The sequence below is a fragment of the Pseudomonas sp. VMV1 genome (assembly GCF_056790235.1).
The window spans coordinates 132,430-147,585 of the sequence record NZ_JBXGSE010000004.1; the positions used below are offsets into that span (position 1 = coordinate 132,430).

A 15,156-nucleotide genomic window follows, 5' to 3' on the forward strand; every position below is an offset into this window, starting at 1 on the left:
CATGCCGCCTCCTGCGCCCGAGGTGATGATGGATCTCTTGCTCTTCCTGGTGCCTGGCGTCTGCGCCGGGTTGCTGGCCGGTCTGATCAGAGGCAATGGCGGCCTGATCATCATGCCGGTGCTGGCCTACCGTTCTACCGCCACCGCACTCGATCCGCACATCCCTGCCCACCTGGCGGTGGGGACCTCGCTGGCCACCAGCGTCTCCACTTCGCTCCCTTTCGTCTGCACCCATCATCAGCTCGGCGCCGTGTACTGGCGGCTGTTCGCTCGGATGCCCCTGGGCAGCGTCTTCGGTAGCGCCCTGGATGGGCTGAGCGCCGCGGCTGCTCAAGCGTCCATTCGCCTTGCTATCTGGCGTCGGCCTCAATTTTCTACTCTGATCCCTGTCAAGGAGGCACCATGCTGCCGTATCCGCAAATAGACCCGGTGGCCCTGTCGCTGGGGCCGCTGAAGATCCACTGGTACGGCCTCATGTACCTGGTGGGCATCGGCGGTGCCTGGTGGCTGGCCAAGCGCCGGCTCAATCGCTTCGATCCGCGCTGGACCAGCGAAACCCTGTCGGATCTGGTGTTCTGGGTGGCGCTGGGGGTCATCGCCGGGGGACGGCTCGGCTATGTGCTCTTCTACAATCTGGCGGAGTACATCGCCAATCCGACGCTGATCTTCGAGGTCTGGAAGGGCGGCATGTCCTTCCACGGCGGTCTGCTCGGGGTGATCCTGGCGGTCTGGTGGTTCGGCAAGCGCCACAACAAGGGCTTCTTCGAGCTGATGGACTTCATCGCGCCACTGGTGCCCATTGGCCTGGGTGCCGGTCGCATCGGCAATTTCATCAACGCCGAACTCTGGGGCAAGCCTACCGATGTGCCCTGGGCGATGATCTTCCCGCCCTACAGCGACCCGGCTCAGTTGCCGCGCCATCCCTCGCAGCTCTACCAGTTCGCCCTGGAAGGCGTGGCGCTGTTCGTGATCCTCTGGCTGTACTCGCGCAAGCCGCGGCCGACCATGGCCGTGTCCGGCCTGTTCGTACTCTGCTACGGCATCTTCCGCTTCATCGTCGAATTCGTGCGGGTGCCCGATGCCCAGCTCGGCTATCTGGCCTGGGGCTGGCTGACCATGGGCCAGGTGCTCTGCGTGCCCATGGTGCTGGGCGGTATCGCACTTATGGTCTACGCCTACCGCCGTGCGCCGCAGCCGGTCGTCCGCGCCGAATGACGTCTGGGGACCGCTCGCATGACAAGTGCGGGCGGCCTGTTATAGTTCAGGGACGACCATCACAACCGCGCAAGGGATCAGCCGTATGAATCCGTTCCGTAGCCTGGCTGCCGTGCTGGCGCTGGCCTTGACGATGCAGGTCCTGCCGGCGCAGGCGCAGCAGGCTCAGGGTGACGTCACCGAGTATCAGACCGCCGACCAGGCATTTGGTGAAGCCCAGGCTCCCGCCGCCTTTTCCATGATCGGTGATCTCTTGATCGCACGGCCACTGCTGATCGCCGCCACCGTGATCGGGGCGGGGGTTTTCGTGGTCAGCCTGCCATTCACCGCCGCGGGCGGTAACATCGGCAAGGCCGGCAAGGCCCTGGTGGTCGAGCCGGGCAAGGCGGCCTTCGTGCGCTGCCTCGGCTGCACCCAGAGCGGGTACGGTCGTACCGAATAGGCCCTGGTGCCAGGCCTGGCTGCTTAAGCTTGGCCGCTGATCTTCAGATACTTGTCGTGCAGCTGCTCCTTGGTCTCGACGTGGTTTTCGTCGAGAGGGATGCAGTCCACCGGGCAGACCTGCTGGCATTGGGGTTCGTCGTAGTGCCCCACGCACTCGGTGCACAGGTTCGGATCGATCACGTAGATCTCCGCGCCTTGGGAAATGGCGCCGTTCGGGCACTCGGGCTCGCACACGTCGCAGTTGATGCAATCGTCGGTAATGATGAGGGACATCGTCGGCTCCTCGCCACGCGAACGCGCAGCGATCCAAAAGTCAGGCGCGCATTTTGCCCCATCCGCGCGCCGGCTGCACCCGACAGTCCTTGGGGTTAATCAGCTTGCCGGCGCAAAACGCTCCAGCAGTGCCTGATGCACGGTGGGATGGACGAACTTGGTCACGTCGCCACCGAGGGCCGCGATCTCGCGCACCAGGGTGGAGGACAGGTAGGAATAGTGTTCCGAGGGGGTCAGGAACATGCTTTCCGCCTGGGGCGCCAGTACCCGGTTCATGTTGGCCAGCTGGAATTCGAACTCGAAGTCCGACACCGCGCGCAGGCCGCGCAGGATGATGGTCGCCTTCTGCTGTTCCACCAGATTGGCCAGCAGGCAGCTGAAGCCGATCACCTCGACATTGGGCAGGTGCGCGGTTACCGCCTTGGCCAGCGCTACCCGCCGCTCCAGCGGAAACAGGGGGTTCTTCTTGGGGCTGGCGGCTACTGCCACCACGACTTCGTCGAACAGCCGCGAGGCGCGCTCCACCAGATCGCCATGGCCCTTGGTGATGGGGTCGAAGGTGCCGGGGTATAGCACTCGGTTCATGACGCTGTCCTGGGGGCAAAGCTATTGGGGCTTGGATGGTAGCTCAGGGGCGGGGTGAGGCCAAGGCGACAGGGGGCGGGATCGCCGACCCGTGGGCGTTTATCGGCCGGATGGCGAGGTCTGCTGGCTGACCAGCCAGTCGGGAATGCGTCTTTCCAGATAGTAATCGGGGTGGCGGAAGGTGCCGCCGATGAAACCCACGTGTCCGCCATGGGGCAGGCGCTCGAACAGGGTGCCGGGCGCCAGTTCGGCGCGTGCTGGCAAGGCGTCGGTGCCGATGAAGGGGTCGTCCTCGGCCTGGATCAGCAGGGTGGGGATGCGGATACCACTCAGGTAGTAGCGGCTGGAAGCCTGGCGGTAATAGTCCTGGGCATCGCGAAAGCCGTGCAGCGGCGCGGTGTATTTGTCGTCGAAATCCCAGAAGGTCTTGAGCCCTTCGGGCGGCCCCAGGCGCGCGAGGATCTCGTGCTGCTCGGGGTGGCGCTCGTGATCGAACAGCGCCTGCTTGTCGCGCACGTAGCGCGCCAGTTCACGGATGAAGTGCCGCTGATAGATACGCGAGAAGCCGATGCCGATGCGATCGGCGCAGAGGTCCAGGCGAAAGGGCACCGAGACCGCCGCCGCGGCCCTCAGTCCGCTTTGCGCGCCGTGTTCGCCCAGGTATTTGAGTAGGACATTGCCGCCCAGGGAGAAGCCCACGGCATACAGCGGTGCGTCCGGGCGGCTGATCTGCAGGTGGCGGACCACCGCCGCCAGGTCGTCGCTGACGCCGGAGTGATAGCCGCGCGGCAGGCGGTTGGGCTCGCCGGAGCAGCCACGCCAGTTGAGGCCGACGGTGGCCCAGCCGCGGGCGGCGAGGGCGAATTGCAGCCCGAGCACATAGTGGGAGCCGGAGCTGCCGGTGAGGCCATGGGCGATCAGCACCAGCGGCGCCCGTGGGTCCTCGGCGTGGTACCAGTCCAGATCCAGGAAGTCGCCATCCTCCAGCCACAGCCGTTCGCGAGGTCGGGTGATGGGCGGCAGACGCCGCCACAACGAGCCCCAGAGGGTCTGCAGGTGTGGGCCGGGTAGCCAGCGTGCCGGCCGAAAGGGTGCGCCGCTCACGCCTGGCGGTGCCAGAGGGCGTAGTGGACGTTGCCGGTCTTCTTTTCGCGGTGCAGCTGCCAGGTCGCGGGCAGGGTCAGCCGGGAGGGCTGGGTTTCGCTCTCGGTGTAGATCCAGGCGTCCGCGGTGAGCCAGCCCTGGATTTCCAGCGCCGCGCAGGCCGGCTCCAGCAGGTCCTTGCCAAAGGGCGGGTCGAGAAACACCAGGTCGAAAGGCGTCTCCACCGGCTTGGCCAGTGCCTGGAGGGCATCGGTCTGGCGTACCTCGGCGTGCGCGCAGCCCAGGGTCTGCAGATGACCGCGCAGGGCATTGACCGCCTGGGCGTTGAGGTCGAAGGCCAGGGCCTGACCGGCGCCGCGGGAGAGGGCTTCCAGCAGCAGCGCGCCGCTGCCGGCGAAGGGGTCCAGGACTCGGGCGCCTGGCGTCACCACGGCCAGCCAGTTGAACAGGGTCTCGCGCACCCGATCCGGGGTGGGCCTCAGGCCCAGGGCATCGGGAAAGGCGAAGCGCCGGCTGCGCCAGTCGCCACCGATGATGCGCAGTTGGTTGGCGGGCTTCTGGGCCATGCTAGTGCTCCGGAACGCCGCTGGGCGGCAAGATGGGAAGGGGGCGGGGCGGCGGCAGCGGTTGCTGGGCGACCCGGGGGCCGGCGGTGACCACCACGAAGTTGGCCGGATCCAGGTGACGCTGCAGGGCGGCATGCACCTGGGCTACCGTCAGGCTGCGGACCTGCTGGAGGAAGTCGTCCAGGTAGCTGCTGGGCAAGTCATAGAAGCCGATATTGCCCAGCTGGGCGACGATGGCGCCGTTGCTGGCATTGGTCAGCGGAAAGCTGCCTTCGATCTGCCGCTTGGCGCGGTCCAGTTCGGCCTGGGTCGGACCCTGGGCCAGATAGTCGCGCAGCAGGTCGCGGACCAAGGCCAGAGCGGCATCGCCCAGTTCGGCGCGGGTCTGCAGACCAATGGTGAAGGGGCCCGGCTGGCGCATCGGTGTAAAGCCCGAGCTGACGCCATAGGTGAGGCCACGGCGTTCACGCAATTCGGTCATCAGGCGACTGCCGAAACCGCCGCCACCAAGGATCTGGTTGCCGACGAACAGGGCGGCGTAGTCGGGATCACGGCGGGTGATGCCGAGCTGGCCGAGCAGCAGACGGGTCTGCTGGGCCGGGACCTCCAGCGCCACTTGTGCCGGTACGGCGGGAACAGGCGCGGGCAGTGGCGGCAGCGCCGGGCCGCGGGGCAGGGCACGCGACAGCTGGGCGGCGATCCGTTCGGCCCGGGCGCGATCCAGATCGCCGGTGATGGCGATCACGGCATTGCCGGCGGCATAGGCCCGGCCATGGAAGGCCTGCAGGCTGGCGGCATCGAGGCATGCCAGGCTGGCTGCCGTACCGAGCGGTGAGTGGGCATAGGGGTGGCTGCCATAGAGGTGCTGCTGCAGGGCCTCGCCGGCAAGGCTCGCCGGTTCACGGCGACTGGCGGCGATCAGGGTCAGCAGCTGGTCGCGGATGCGCTGGATGGCCTCGGCAGGAAAGGTCGGGCGGCCGACCACGTCGGCGAGCAGTGCCAGGGCTGGCTCGCTGTGGGCGGGATCGGCAAGGGTGCGCAGGCCGGCCACGGCCTGGTCGCGATAGGCGCCGTTGCTGAAGTCGGCGCCCAGGCGCTCGAAGCCATCGGCGATGGCGCCGGCATCGCGTCCCGGGGTGCCTTCGTTGAGCAGGCCGTTGGTCAGCATGGCGAGGCCTGGGCTGGCGCCGTCCCGGCTGCTGCCGGCGGCAAAGATCAGGCGCACATCGAACATCGGCAATTCCGGCGCCGGCACGAACAGCACTTGGGCGCCCTCGGCGGTACGCCAGCGCTGGATATCCAGCTGGCGGCCCAGGGGCGGTGCCGCCTTGAGGGTCTTCAGGCTATCCACGGCGGGATAGGCGCGCGCCAGGTCGCCGACCGGCGAAGGGGCCTGGCAGCCCGCGAGCAGGCACAGCGAAAGGCTGAGCAGGCGTTTCATCGACGGGCCTCCGCGGCGGGTTCGGGACGCAGCTGACCCAGGGTCAGGCGCTCGCGGGTGAAGTAGGTGCGGGCCACCCGGCGGAGGTCATCGGGGGTGACCTTGCCCAGCTCATCGAGCAGCAGATCCCCCTGGCGCCAGCCGAGGCCGACGCTTTCCAGCTGGCCGATGCTGCTGGCCTGGGCGGTGATGGAGTCGCGGCCATAGACCAGCCCGGCCACCAGCAGGGCACGGACCCGTGCCACCTCCTCGGCGCTGGGTGGCTCGCGCTTGAGAGTGTCCAACTGGTCCCAGAAGGCCGCTTCCAGCTGCTCGAGGGTCTTGCCGCGCTGGGTATTGGGCATGCCGCTGAGCAGGAACAGACTGTCGCCGCGGGTGTAGGCGCCATAGGCGGCGCGCACGCTGCTGGCCACTTCCTGCCCCCGTTCGAGGCGACTGGGCAGACGTGCGCCCGAGCCGCCGCTGAGCAGGGCGGCAAGCAGTTGCAGGGCATAGGCGTCGCGCGGCTGGGTGGCGGTGGCCAGGCTGGGCACGTTGAAGCCCATCAGCAGACTGGGTACCTCGCGGGCCTGCAAGGCCAGGCGGCGCTCACCTGGCGCAGGCAGTTCCAGCGGACGCCTGGGTGCGGGCAGATCGCTGCGGGGGATGGCGCCGAACCATCGTTGCACCTCGGCGCGGATCACCGCAGGTTCGACATCGCCCACCACCACCAGGGTGGCGTTATTGGGCGCATACCAGGTGTGGTACCAGCGTCTGAGGTCGTCCACGGTCAGGCGCTGCAGGTCCTGGGGCCAGCCGATGGTGGGGTTGCGATAGCCGCTGGCAGGGTAGGCCGCCGCCTTGAAGCGCTCGAAGGACAGTGCCTCCGGGCGGTCATCGGTGCGCAGCCGGCGTTCTTCCTTGATCACTTCCAGTTCCCGGGTGACCTCGTCGGGCGCCAGGAGCAGATGAGCCATGCGATCGGCTTCCAGCTCCAGGGCGACCGGCAGGCGGTCGCGGGCAAGCAGCTGGTAGTAGACGGTGTAGTCGTCGGTGGTGAAGGCGTTTTCCTCGGCGCCCAGGTCGCGCAGCAGGTGCGAGGCCTCGCCCGCGTCCAGCTTGCGACTGCCCTTGAACATCAGGTGTTCCAGGGCATGGGAGAGCCCGGTCGCGCCGGGCGCCTCCAGGCTCGAACCCACGCGATACCAGAGCTGCACCACGGCGACCGGTGCCCGATGATCTTCGCGGACCACCAGCTTCAGGCCATTGTCGAGGGTGAACTCCTCGGTGCGCTGCTGGCTGGCAGCCGCGAGGGCGAGGGTAGGAAGCAGGCCGAGCAGGGCGACCAGGGTGGTCCGACGGGAGCGGGAGGCGGGCATTGCGAGAGCAGGCCTTGTAGCGCGGTAGGGGACGAAGCGGCTGCGTCCTGGGGACGGTCGCGCGTTTTTCGCCGACGGGGAGGTCTTCCGCCCGGCAGGCTGCTAGGATACGCATCCCTTTTCCCGACGGCCATGCCTGACGGTCGAGCGCCGCCTGGCGGAGCTCCCGCAGCCTGATCGTCCGTTCGATACAGAGCCCCGCATGTTTGGATCCGACGACAAGAAGTCTCCCCCCACGGAGAAGAAAGGCCTGTTCGGCTGGTTCCGCAAGAAGACCGCCGAACCCGTAGAAACGCCTGCCGAAGTGCCCGTAGCCACGCCGGAAGAGCGCTTGCCCGAGCCGGTGCAGCATCCGGAGCCAGTGCCCGAGCCGCCTGAGGCGATTCCCTCGATGTCACCGGTACCGGTGGCCGAAGAGGAGGCGCCGTCGCCGGTCGCCCTGACGGCGCTGGTCGAGCCCCTGGTGGCCGATCCCATCGTGCCGCCGGTCGAACTAGAGCCGTTCGTGGAGCCTGAGCCGGTCGCCGAGCCCGCCCCGGCACCAATTGCACCAATTGCACCAATTGCACCAGTTGCACCCGTCACGCCGCTGCCTCCGGTTGTTCCGGAGCCCGTCGCAGAGCCCGCATCTGCGCCAGTCGTGCCCGCTGCCCCGTTGCCCCCGGTTCCCGAACCGGTCGTGGCTTCTGAACCCGAGCCGGAGCCCGAGCCTGCTCCGCACGTGGTCGCGGCAGCCGCCGAACCGGCCAAGCTGGGTTTCTTCGCCCGCCTGCGCCAGGGCTTGTCCAAGACCAGTGCCAGCCTCGGCGAAGGCATGGCCAGCCTGTTCCTTGGCAAGAAGGCTATCGACGACGACCTGCTCGAAGAGCTGGAGACGCGTCTGCTGACCGCCGACGTCGGCGTCGAGGCCACCGGCGTCATCATGCGCAACCTGACGCAAAAGGTGGCGCGCAAGCAGCTGGCCGACAGCGAGGCGCTGTACCAGGCCCTGCAGCAGGAGCTTACCGAGATGCTGCTGCCGGTGGAGCAGCCGCTGGTGATCGATACCTCGCACAAGCCCTACGTCATCCTGGTGGTCGGCGTGAACGGCGCCGGCAAGACCACCACCATCGGCAAGCTGGCCAAGCGCCTGCAGAACGAAGGCAAGAAGGTCATGCTGGCCGCTGGCGACACCTTCCGCGCGGCCGCCGTGGAGCAGCTGCAGGTCTGGGGCGAGCGCAACCGCATCCCGGTGATCGCCCAGCACACCGGCGCCGACTCCGCCTCGGTGATCTTCGACGCCGTGCAAGCCGCCAAGGCCCGGGGCGTCGATGTGCTGATCGCCGACACCGCCGGCCGCCTGCACACCAAGGACAACCTCATGGAAGAGCTGCGCAAGGTACGCCGGGTGATCGGCAAGCTGGATGAGGCAGCGCCCCACGAGACCTTGCTGGTGCTGGATGCCGGTACCGGCCAGAACGCCCTCAACCAGGCCAAGCAGTTCCACAATGCGGTCCCCCTGACCGGTCTGGCGCTGACCAAGCTCGACGGCACCGCCAAGGGCGGGGTGATCTTCGCCCTGGCCAAGCAGAGCGCCCTGCCGATCCGCTATGTCGGCGTCGGCGAAGGCATCGACGACCTGCGGCCCTTCGAGGCGCGTCCCTTCGTCCAGGCCCTGTTCGCGGAGCGTGGCGTCTCATGATCCAGTTCGACCGCGTCTCCAAGCGCTATCCCAACGGTCACGTCGGCCTGCAGGAGCTGAGCTTCCGTGCCGAACGCGGCGAGATCCTCTTCGTCACCGGTCACTCCGGCGCCGGCAAGAGCACCCTGATGCGGCTGATCCTGGCCATGGAGCGCCCCACCGGTGGCAAGCTGACCCTGGCCGGCCAGGACATCTCGCGCATCACCAATGCGCAGATTCCCTTCCTGCGGCGGCAGATCGGCGTGGTCTTCCAGAATCACCAGCTGCTGTACGACCGCACCGTGTTCGACAACGTCGCCCTGCCGCTGCAGATCCTTGGGCTGTCCAAGCCCGAGATCGCCAAGCGTGTGGCCGCCGCCCTGGAGCGGGTCAGCCTCAAGGACAAGCTCGACGACTATCCGGCCGAGCTGTCCACCGGCCAGCAGCAACGGGTCGGCATCGCCCGTGCCGTGGTGCATCGCCCGGCCCTGCTGCTCGCCGATGAACCCACCGGCAACCTCGATCCGCGCCTGGCTTCGGAAATCATGGGTGTCTTCGAAGACATCAACAGCCTGGGCACCACGGTACTGATCGCCAGCCACGACCATGCCCTCATCGCCCGCCTGCACCATCGCATGCTGACCCTGCAGCGCGGCCGCCTGATCGGCGACGAAGAGGAGAGCCAGCCATGAGCGCCACTGAACTACCCCGTGGCCAGGAACAGGGCGGCAAGCCCCAGCGTCCGCAGCGCCAGGCCCCGAAGAAACCCAAGAGTGACTGGCGCAGCCCGCTGCACGCCTACCTCGAAGCCCACCGCACCGGCCTGAGGGACAGCCTCAGGCGCATGGTGCAGCAGCCCATAGGCACCTTTCTCACCTGCCTGGTGATGGGCATCGCCCTGGCGCTGCCCATGGGCGTGTCGCTGCTGCTGAAGAACGTCGAGCGCCTGGGTGGCTCCTGGCAGCGCGCGGCACAGATCTCGGTCTTCCTCGACCTGCGCACCGGTCAGGACCAGGCCGAGGTGCTGATGAGTCAGATCAAGGTCCTGCCCGATGTGGCCGAGGCCCGTTGGATCAGTCCGGACGATGCCTTGAAGGAATTGCAGCAGGACGCCGGCCTTGGCGAGGCGCTGCGCGAATTGCCGCAGAACCCGCTGCCTGGCGTCATCGCGGTGACGCCCAAGGAAGTCGACAAGAGCCGCCTCGACATGCTGCGCAGTCAGCTGGCCGAAATGAACGGCGTGCAGCAGGTGCAGCTGGACATGCAGTGGGTCGAGCGTCTCACCGCCATCCTCAAGCTGGGCGAGCGCTTCGTCTTCGGCCTGACCGTGGTGCTGGTGATCGCCCTGTTGTTGGTGATCGGCAATACCATCCGCCTGGCCATCGAGAATCGCCGTACCGAGATCGAGGTGGTCAAGCTGGTGGGTGGCACCGACGGCTACGTGCGCCGGCCCTTCCTCTACATGGGCGCGTTGTTCGGCCTGGGCGCCGGCATCGCCGCCTGGGCGCTGCTGGTGTTTGGCCTCAATTGGCTCAACGCCGCGGTGCTGGATCTGGCCGGCCTCTATGGCAGCGATTTCGCCTTGGGCAGCGTTGCCGTCGAAGACGGGCTACAGTTGCTGATCGGCGCCGTGCTGCTCGGCTACATAGGCGCCTGGTTGGCCGTCGCCCGCCATCTGCGCGAGCTCGCTCCACGCTGACGAACGACTGTTTCCGACATCTCCGGAAACGGTCTAAACCCCTGATGAGACAGGCCTTTCAGGGCGGTCTTCAGCTGGGGTTAAGGGAACCTCGGCTAGTCTGGCGCTGTCCAAAAAATCAGTGTTAGACTGTCCAGTGCTTAGTGAATCGGAGGATTCGCATGACCACTTCGTTGCAACCTGTTCCTACATTGGTTCCCGGCGCCAGCCTGGAAGCCTATGTGCATTCGGTGAACAGCATTCCGCTGCTCACTCCGGAGCGGGAGCGTGAACTGGCCGAGCGCCTCTTCTACAAGGAAGACGTCGAGGCCGCCCGCCAGTTGGTGCTCGCGCATCTGCGTTTCGTGGTGCATATCGCCAAGAGCTATTCTGGCTATGGGCTGGCTCAGGCCGACCTGATCCAGGAAGGCAATGTCGGCCTGATGAAGGCCGTGAAACGCTTCAATCCCGAAATGGGTGTACGCCTGGTGTCCTTTGCCGTGCATTGGATCAAGGCCGAAATCCATGAATTCATCCTGCGCAACTGGCGCATCGTCAAGGTGGCCACCACCAAGGCGCAGCGCAAGCTGTTCTTCAACCTGCGCAGCCAGAAGAAGCGGCTGGCCTGGCTGAACAACGACGAGGTCCATCGCGTGGCCGAAACCCTGGGCGTCGAACCCCGGGAAGTGCGCGAGATGGAAAGCCGCCTGACCGGTCAGGACATGGCCTTCGATCCGGCTAGCGATGCCGACGACGACGCGGCCTATCAGTCGCCGGCCCAGTATCTGGAAGACAGCCGTTACGATCCGGCCCGTCAGTTGGAGGAAGCCGACTGGACCGACAGCTCCACGGCCAATCTGCACGAGGCCCTGGAACGCCTGGACGATCGCAGCCGCGACATCCTCTACCAGCGCTGGCTGGCCGAGGAAAAGGCGACGCTGCATGAGTTGGCGGCCAAGTACAACGTTTCGGCGGAGCGTATCCGCCAGCTGGAAAAGAACGCGATGAACAAGCTCAAGGGCAACATCGCTGCCTGATCCGCGCCTTGCTCGAAGAACCGCACCTCAGGGTGCGGTTTTTTTATGTCTGAGAGAAAAGCCGTCGCGGCTATCGCGGTTCGTCGAAGCAGCCAAGTTTGCCGGCCCCACGCTGCTGTAGGAGCGGCCCATGGCCGCGATAAACCGCAGGTAGGGTGGAAAGTCGCGCAACTTTTCTTGCGCCGGTTCGAGAGGGCGCGATCGTCTAGCTCTGTTACCAGCTACATCATGATCGCGGCCATGGGCCGCTCCTGCAGGTGCTGGTGAATCCGTAGGAGCGGCCCATGGCCGCGATAAATCGCAGGTAGGGTGGAAAGTGGCGCAGCTTTTCATGTGCCGGTTCGAGAGGCGCGATTACCTAACTTCGTCACGAGCTACGCCATGATCGCGGCCATGGGCCGCTCCTACAGGTGCTGGTGAATCCGTAGGAGCGGCCCATGGCCGCAATAAATCGCAGGTAGGGTGGAAAGTCGCGCAACTTTTCTTGCGCCGGTTCGAGAGGGCGCGATCGTCTAGCTCTGTTACCAGCTACATCATGATCGCGGCCATGGGCCGCTCCTACAGGTGCTGGTGAATCCGTAGGAGCGGCCCATGGCCGCGATTAAACGCAGGTAGATGGAAAGCTGCTCAGCGTTTTCCAGGCGTGAGCGTCAGCGTTACCTAGGCAGCTCGCTGGGGCCAGGTATCCCGCTGGAAAAGGCGGCGCCGTCTTCCACCCTGCGGCGCCTGGCGCTACTGCCCGGTCATCCGCCGCAGGTAGTCGCTGCCGCCCAGCTGGCGCTCCTGCTGGCGGATCCAGGCGGCGCGTTCGGCGACGTAGGCGCTCGGACGACTCGGGCTCCATTCGCGTGGATTGGGCAGCACGGCGGCCAGCAAGCTGGCCTGGCGGTCGGACAGGTAGGGCGCGCCTATGCCGAAATGGTGGCGGGCCGCAGCCTCGGCGCCAAAGACGCCATCGTCCCATTCCACGCTGTTGAGATAGACCTCGAGGATGCGCTGCTTGGACCAGAAGGTCTCCAGCAGCACGGTGAACCAGGCTTCGAAGGCCTTGCGCAGGTAGCTGCGCCCGCTCCAGAGAAAGAGATTCTTGGCGGTCTGCTGGCTGATGGTGCTGGCGCCGCGCAGGGAGCCGCCGGCCTCGTTGTGGCTGAAGGCCTGGCGGATCGCCGCCATGTCGAACCCCCAGTGCTCGGCGAAGTGCTGGTCTTCACCCGCGATCACCGCCATCTTGAGATCGTCCGGCAGCTCCTTCCAGGGGCGCCAGTCGCGCTGCAGGTCGATGGGCTTGCCGTCGATCCAGGAGTCGACCTTGCGCTCGACCATCAGCATGCTGCCCGGTGGGGGCACCCAGCGCAGGACCAGCACCAGGGCGGTACTGAGGACGGCGAACCAGAGGGCGATACGCAGGAGACGGCGGAGGAGGGTGAGCAGCATCGGCTTGGTCTTTGGCGGTTAGCGGGCCATTATAACCAGCGCTTCTCTTCCATCGCCCGGTAAAACCCATGTTGCGTCTCTTCCTGCTGTTCGCCGCCCTGGCCGGCTTCACCGGCGTCGGGCTCGGAGCCTTCGCTGCCCACGGTCTCAAGGGGCGACTGTCCGCCGACTACCTGGCCGTGTTCCAGACCGGCGTGCTCTACCAGCTCATCCATGCCCTGGCGCTGTTCGGCGTCGCCCTGTTGTCGCTGCACTTCCAGGGCCGGCTGGTGGCCTGGGCGGGTGGCTTCTTCATCGCCGGTATCCTGCTGTTTTCCGGCAGTCTGTATCTGCTGACGCTGACCGGCGTGTCGCGGCTGGGGATCATCACCCCCTTTGGCGGGTTGTGCTTTCTCGCGGGCTGGGCCTGCCTGGCCATACTGGCCTGGCGCCTGAGCAGCCTCTAACCGAGCGCTGGCCGTCGTTCCAGGCCCGGCGCCGCTGCAATGAACGCGCGACCGGCGTAGAATGCCGGCTCACCCCGCGACGATGCCTTTGCCATGCAGATCCTGTTGAACGGCGAATCCCTTGAATTGCCGGACGGTGCCACCGTCGCCGACCTGCTCGTGCGTCTCGACTTGACCGGACGGCGGGTAGCGGTGGAGCGCAACCTCGACATCGTGCCGCGCAGCCAGCACGCCACCACCGCTCTGGTGGACGGCGACCGGCTGGAAGTGGTCCACGCCATCGGCGGCGGCTAGCCGCGAAAGAGGAATCCAGATGAAAGACACTCCCTTGACCCTGGCCGGGCGCACCTATGAGTCGCGCCTGCTGGTCGGCACCGGCAAGTACCGTGATCTCGAAGAGACCCGGCTGGCCATCGAGGCCTCCGGTGCCGAGATCGTCACCGTGGCGGTGCGCCGCACCAACATCGGCCAGAATCCCGGCGAGCCCAACCTGCTCGACGTGATCTCGCCCGAGCGCTACACCATCCTGCCCAACACCGCCGGCTGCTACGACGCGGTGGAAGCGGTGCGCACCTGCCGCCTGGCCCGAGAGCTGCTCGACGGCCACAACCTGGTCAAGCTGGAAGTCCTGGCCGACCAGAAGACCCTGTTCCCCAACGTCATCGAGACCCTCAAGGCGGCCGAGACCCTGGTGGCCGACGGCTTCGACGTCATGGTCTACACCAGCGACGACCCCATCGTCGCCCGCCAGCTGGAAGCCATCGGCTGTATCGCCGTCATGCCGCTGGCCGGTCTGATCGGCTCGGGTCTGGGCATCTGCAATCCCTACAACCTGCGCATCATCCTCGAGGAGGCCAAGGTGCCGGTGCTGGTGGATGCCGGGGTGGGTACCGCCTCCGACGCCACCATCGCCATGGAGCTGGGTTGCGAAGCCGTGCTGATGAACAGCGCCATTGCCCACGCCCGCGAGCCGGTGCTGATGGCCGAAGCCATGAAGCACGCCATCGTCGCCGGCCGCCTGGCCTATCTGGCCGGGCGCATGCCGCGCAAGCTCTATGCGACCGCGTCCTCGCCGCTGGATGGCCTGGTCAACTAAGGCCTGGAGCTATCCTCCATGCGCCCGGCCCCTGCCGGGCGTCTCTTTTTCTCACTATCGATAATGCCATGACCGATCATCAAGACGACCAGACCCCCGACCGCCCCCTGCGCACCATCAAGAGCTTCGTGATGCGCGCAGGCCGCATGACCGAAGGCCAGCAACGTGGCCTTGACCAGGGTTGGCCGCGGTTCGGTCTGGACCTGGCCGACGGCCTCCAGGATTTCGACCAGGTGTTCGGGCGTCAGGCACCGCGCACCTTCGAAATCGGCTTCGGCATGGGCCATTCCACCCTGGAAATGGCGGCCGCCGCACCTGAGCAGGATTTCATCGGCGTCGAGGTGCATCGTCCGGGCGTCGGTGCGCTGCTTAACGGGGCCATGACCCAGGGCCTGACCAATCTGCGGGTCTACAGCTGCGATGCGCTGGAAGTGCTGCGCCAGGGTGTGGCCGATGCCAGTCTGGACCGGGTGCTGCTGTTCTTTCCCGATCCCTGGCACAAGAGTCGCCATCACAAGCGTCGGATCGTCCAGCCGGCCTTCGCCGAGCTGGTGCGGCAGAAGCTCAAGATTGGCGGGGTGCTGCACATGGCCACGGATTGGCAGGCCTATGCCGAACACATGCTCGAGATCATGAACGCTGCCCCTGGTTTCCGTAACCTTGGCGACGCCTCGGGCTACGTGCCACGACCTGAGGAGAGACCCATCACCAAGTTCGAACGCCGTGGCGAACGACTGGGGCACGGTGTCTGGGATTTGAAGTTCGCACGCCTCGACTGACCGCGTGTCGCTGATGAGCAGTGGTTGAGCCGTCGACAGG

Annotated in this window: 18 protein-coding genes; 11 read left to right on the plus strand and 7 right to left on the minus strand. The window is 66.5% G+C overall.

Annotation, left to right across the window (positions count from 1 at the left end; all coding sequences use genetic code 11):
* Nucleotides 1–28: 28 nt before the first annotated feature.
* The 3 genes from ACUCV0_RS14925 (at nucleotide 29) to ACUCV0_RS14935 (ending at nucleotide 1,657) form a co-directional block, all read left to right on the plus strand.
* Nucleotides 29–424, plus strand: a complete 396-nt coding sequence (locus ACUCV0_RS14925) for a TSUP family transporter (protein ID WP_482213025.1) — start codon at nucleotides 29–31, stop codon at nucleotides 422–424.
* Entirely contained in the window at nucleotides 403–1,215 is an 813-nt protein-coding gene (gene lgt / locus ACUCV0_RS14930; protein ID WP_059313521.1) for a prolipoprotein diacylglyceryl transferase, read from the plus strand. The genes ACUCV0_RS14925 and lgt overlap by 22 nt, the downstream gene beginning before the upstream one ends.
* 85 nt (nucleotides 1,216–1,300) lie before the next feature.
* A complete protein-coding gene (locus ACUCV0_RS14935) occupies nucleotides 1,301–1,657 on the plus strand; it encodes a hypothetical protein (protein WP_017641010.1) in 357 nt (118 codons plus the stop codon).
* 23 nt (nucleotides 1,658–1,680) lie between these two features.
* Here the strand turns inward: ACUCV0_RS14935 and ACUCV0_RS14940 are convergent, their stop codons facing one another.
* From ACUCV0_RS14940 to ACUCV0_RS14965, 6 genes are all read right to left on the minus strand, one after another.
* The gene (locus ACUCV0_RS14940; protein ID WP_007161640.1) at nucleotides 1,681–1,932 is read right to left on the minus strand and encodes a YfhL family 4Fe-4S dicluster ferredoxin; all 252 of its coding nucleotides are present in this window, start codon (nucleotides 1,930–1,932) and stop codon (nucleotides 1,681–1,683) included.
* A 99-nt stretch (nucleotides 1,933–2,031) separates the two neighbouring features.
* Nucleotides 2,032–2,517: a pantetheine-phosphate adenylyltransferase gene (gene coaD, locus ACUCV0_RS14945; protein WP_271653851.1), complete on the minus strand. Its 486-nt coding sequence runs from the start codon at nucleotides 2,515–2,517 to the stop codon at nucleotides 2,032–2,034.
* 99 nt (nucleotides 2,518–2,616) lie between these two features.
* Nucleotides 2,617–3,621, minus strand: a complete 1,005-nt coding sequence (locus tag ACUCV0_RS14950; protein WP_482213026.1) for a hydrolase — start codon at nucleotides 3,619–3,621, stop codon at nucleotides 2,617–2,619.
* Complete coding sequence (gene rsmD / locus ACUCV0_RS14955) at nucleotides 3,618–4,187, minus strand: 16S rRNA (guanine(966)-N(2))-methyltransferase RsmD (protein ID WP_482213027.1); 570 nt, start codon at nucleotides 4,185–4,187, stop codon at nucleotides 3,618–3,620. Before rsmD ends, ACUCV0_RS14950 begins: the two co-directional genes overlap by 4 nt.
* Nucleotide 4,188: 1 nt before the next feature.
* Nucleotides 4,189–5,628, minus strand: coding sequence for a M16 family metallopeptidase (locus tag ACUCV0_RS14960; RefSeq protein WP_482213028.1), 1,440 nt, complete (start codon nucleotides 5,626–5,628; stop codon nucleotides 4,189–4,191).
* Nucleotides 5,625–6,986: a M16 family metallopeptidase gene (locus ACUCV0_RS14965; RefSeq protein ID WP_482213029.1), complete on the minus strand. Its 1,362-nt coding sequence runs from the start codon at nucleotides 6,984–6,986 to the stop codon at nucleotides 5,625–5,627. The genes ACUCV0_RS14960 and ACUCV0_RS14965 overlap by 4 nt, the downstream gene beginning before the upstream one ends.
* A gap of 202 nt (nucleotides 6,987–7,188) precedes the next feature.
* On the opposite strand from ACUCV0_RS14965, the gene ftsY reads away from it, so the two are divergent.
* From ftsY to rpoH, 4 genes are all read left to right on the plus strand, one after another.
* Nucleotides 7,189–8,667 carry a signal recognition particle-docking protein FtsY gene (gene ftsY / locus ACUCV0_RS14970; protein ID WP_482213030.1) on the plus strand — a complete coding sequence of 493 codons (1,479 nt, stop codon included), beginning with the start codon at nucleotides 7,189–7,191 and terminating at the stop codon, nucleotides 8,665–8,667.
* Entirely contained in the window at nucleotides 8,664–9,338 is a 675-nt protein-coding gene (gene ftsE / locus ACUCV0_RS14975; protein WP_007161647.1) for a cell division ATP-binding protein FtsE, read from the plus strand. The genes ftsY and ftsE overlap by 4 nt, the downstream gene beginning before the upstream one ends.
* Nucleotides 9,335–10,345 (plus strand): permease-like cell division protein FtsX, encoded by a 1,011-nt coding sequence (gene ftsX, locus ACUCV0_RS14980; protein WP_059313530.1) that lies wholly within the window; start codon nucleotides 9,335–9,337, stop codon nucleotides 10,343–10,345. Before ftsE ends, ftsX begins: the two co-directional genes overlap by 4 nt.
* Before the next feature lie 161 nt (nucleotides 10,346–10,506).
* Nucleotides 10,507–11,361 carry an RNA polymerase sigma factor RpoH gene (rpoH, locus tag ACUCV0_RS14985; RefSeq protein ID WP_026083834.1) on the plus strand — a complete coding sequence of 285 codons (855 nt, stop codon included), beginning with the start codon at nucleotides 10,507–10,509 and terminating at the stop codon, nucleotides 11,359–11,361.
* A 732-nt stretch (nucleotides 11,362–12,093) separates the two neighbouring features.
* Here the strand turns inward: rpoH and mtgA are convergent.
* Entirely contained in the window at nucleotides 12,094–12,795 is a 702-nt protein-coding gene (gene mtgA / locus ACUCV0_RS14990; protein ID WP_454252405.1) for a monofunctional biosynthetic peptidoglycan transglycosylase, read from the minus strand.
* A gap of 68 nt (nucleotides 12,796–12,863) precedes the next feature.
* Between mtgA and ACUCV0_RS14995 the strand changes: the two genes are divergently transcribed.
* The 4 genes from ACUCV0_RS14995 to trmB all read left to right on the plus strand — a co-directional run bounded on the left by ACUCV0_RS14995 (nucleotide 12,864) and on the right by trmB (nucleotide 15,116).
* Nucleotides 12,864–13,241 carry a DUF423 domain-containing protein gene (locus ACUCV0_RS14995; protein ID WP_313648462.1) on the plus strand — a complete coding sequence of 126 codons (378 nt, stop codon included), beginning with the start codon at nucleotides 12,864–12,866 and terminating at the stop codon, nucleotides 13,239–13,241.
* A 93-nt stretch (nucleotides 13,242–13,334) separates the two neighbouring features.
* Nucleotides 13,335–13,535 (plus strand): sulfur carrier protein ThiS, encoded by a 201-nt coding sequence (gene thiS, locus ACUCV0_RS15000; RefSeq protein ID WP_017640999.1) that lies wholly within the window; start codon nucleotides 13,335–13,337, stop codon nucleotides 13,533–13,535.
* A gap of 19 nt (nucleotides 13,536–13,554) precedes the next feature.
* The gene (locus ACUCV0_RS15005) at nucleotides 13,555–14,337 is read left to right on the plus strand and encodes a thiazole synthase (protein WP_059313533.1); all 783 of its coding nucleotides are present in this window, start codon (nucleotides 13,555–13,557) and stop codon (nucleotides 14,335–14,337) included.
* Between the two features lie 107 nt (nucleotides 14,338–14,444).
* A complete protein-coding gene (gene trmB / locus ACUCV0_RS15010) occupies nucleotides 14,445–15,116 on the plus strand; it encodes a tRNA (guanosine(46)-N7)-methyltransferase TrmB (RefSeq protein ID WP_482213128.1) in 672 nt (223 codons plus the stop codon).
* Nucleotides 15,117–15,156 lie beyond the last annotated feature (40 nt).

Coding starts and splice junctions, on each gene's coding strand:
- coaD (WP_271653851.1), bottom strand. CDS start 2,517: ATGAACCGAGTGCTATACCCCGGCACCTTCGACCCCATCACCAAGGGC.
- ftsX (WP_059313530.1), top strand. CDS start 9,335: ATGAGCGCCACTGAACTACCCCGTGGCCAGGAACAGGGCGGCAAGCCC.
- rsmD (WP_482213027.1), bottom strand. CDS start 4,187: ATGGCCCAGAAGCCCGCCAACCAACTGCGCATCATCGGTGGCGACTGG.
- ACUCV0_RS14960 (WP_482213028.1), bottom strand. CDS start 5,628: ATGAAACGCCTGCTCAGCCTTTCGCTGTGCCTGCTCGCGGGCTGCCAG.
- ACUCV0_RS14935 (WP_017641010.1), top strand. CDS start 1,301: ATGAATCCGTTCCGTAGCCTGGCTGCCGTGCTGGCGCTGGCCTTGACG.
- lgt (WP_059313521.1), top strand. CDS start 403: ATGCTGCCGTATCCGCAAATAGACCCGGTGGCCCTGTCGCTGGGGCCG.
- ftsY (WP_482213030.1), top strand. CDS start 7,189: ATGTTTGGATCCGACGACAAGAAGTCTCCCCCCACGGAGAAGAAAGGC.
- rpoH (WP_026083834.1), top strand. CDS start 10,507: ATGACCACTTCGTTGCAACCTGTTCCTACATTGGTTCCCGGCGCCAGC.
- thiS (WP_017640999.1), top strand. CDS start 13,335: ATGCAGATCCTGTTGAACGGCGAATCCCTTGAATTGCCGGACGGTGCC.
- ACUCV0_RS14925 (WP_482213025.1), top strand. CDS start 29: ATGGATCTCTTGCTCTTCCTGGTGCCTGGCGTCTGCGCCGGGTTGCTG.
- ACUCV0_RS14940 (WP_007161640.1), bottom strand. CDS start 1,932: ATGTCCCTCATCATTACCGACGATTGCATCAACTGCGACGTGTGCGAG.
- ACUCV0_RS14995 (WP_313648462.1), top strand. CDS start 12,864: ATGTTGCGTCTCTTCCTGCTGTTCGCCGCCCTGGCCGGCTTCACCGGC.
- ACUCV0_RS14965 (WP_482213029.1), bottom strand. CDS start 6,986: ATGCCCGCCTCCCGCTCCCGTCGGACCACCCTGGTCGCCCTGCTCGGC.
- ftsE (WP_007161647.1), top strand. CDS start 8,664: ATGATCCAGTTCGACCGCGTCTCCAAGCGCTATCCCAACGGTCACGTC.
- mtgA (WP_454252405.1), bottom strand. CDS start 12,795: ATGCTGCTCACCCTCCTCCGCCGTCTCCTGCGTATCGCCCTCTGGTTC.
- ACUCV0_RS15005 (WP_059313533.1), top strand. CDS start 13,555: ATGAAAGACACTCCCTTGACCCTGGCCGGGCGCACCTATGAGTCGCGC.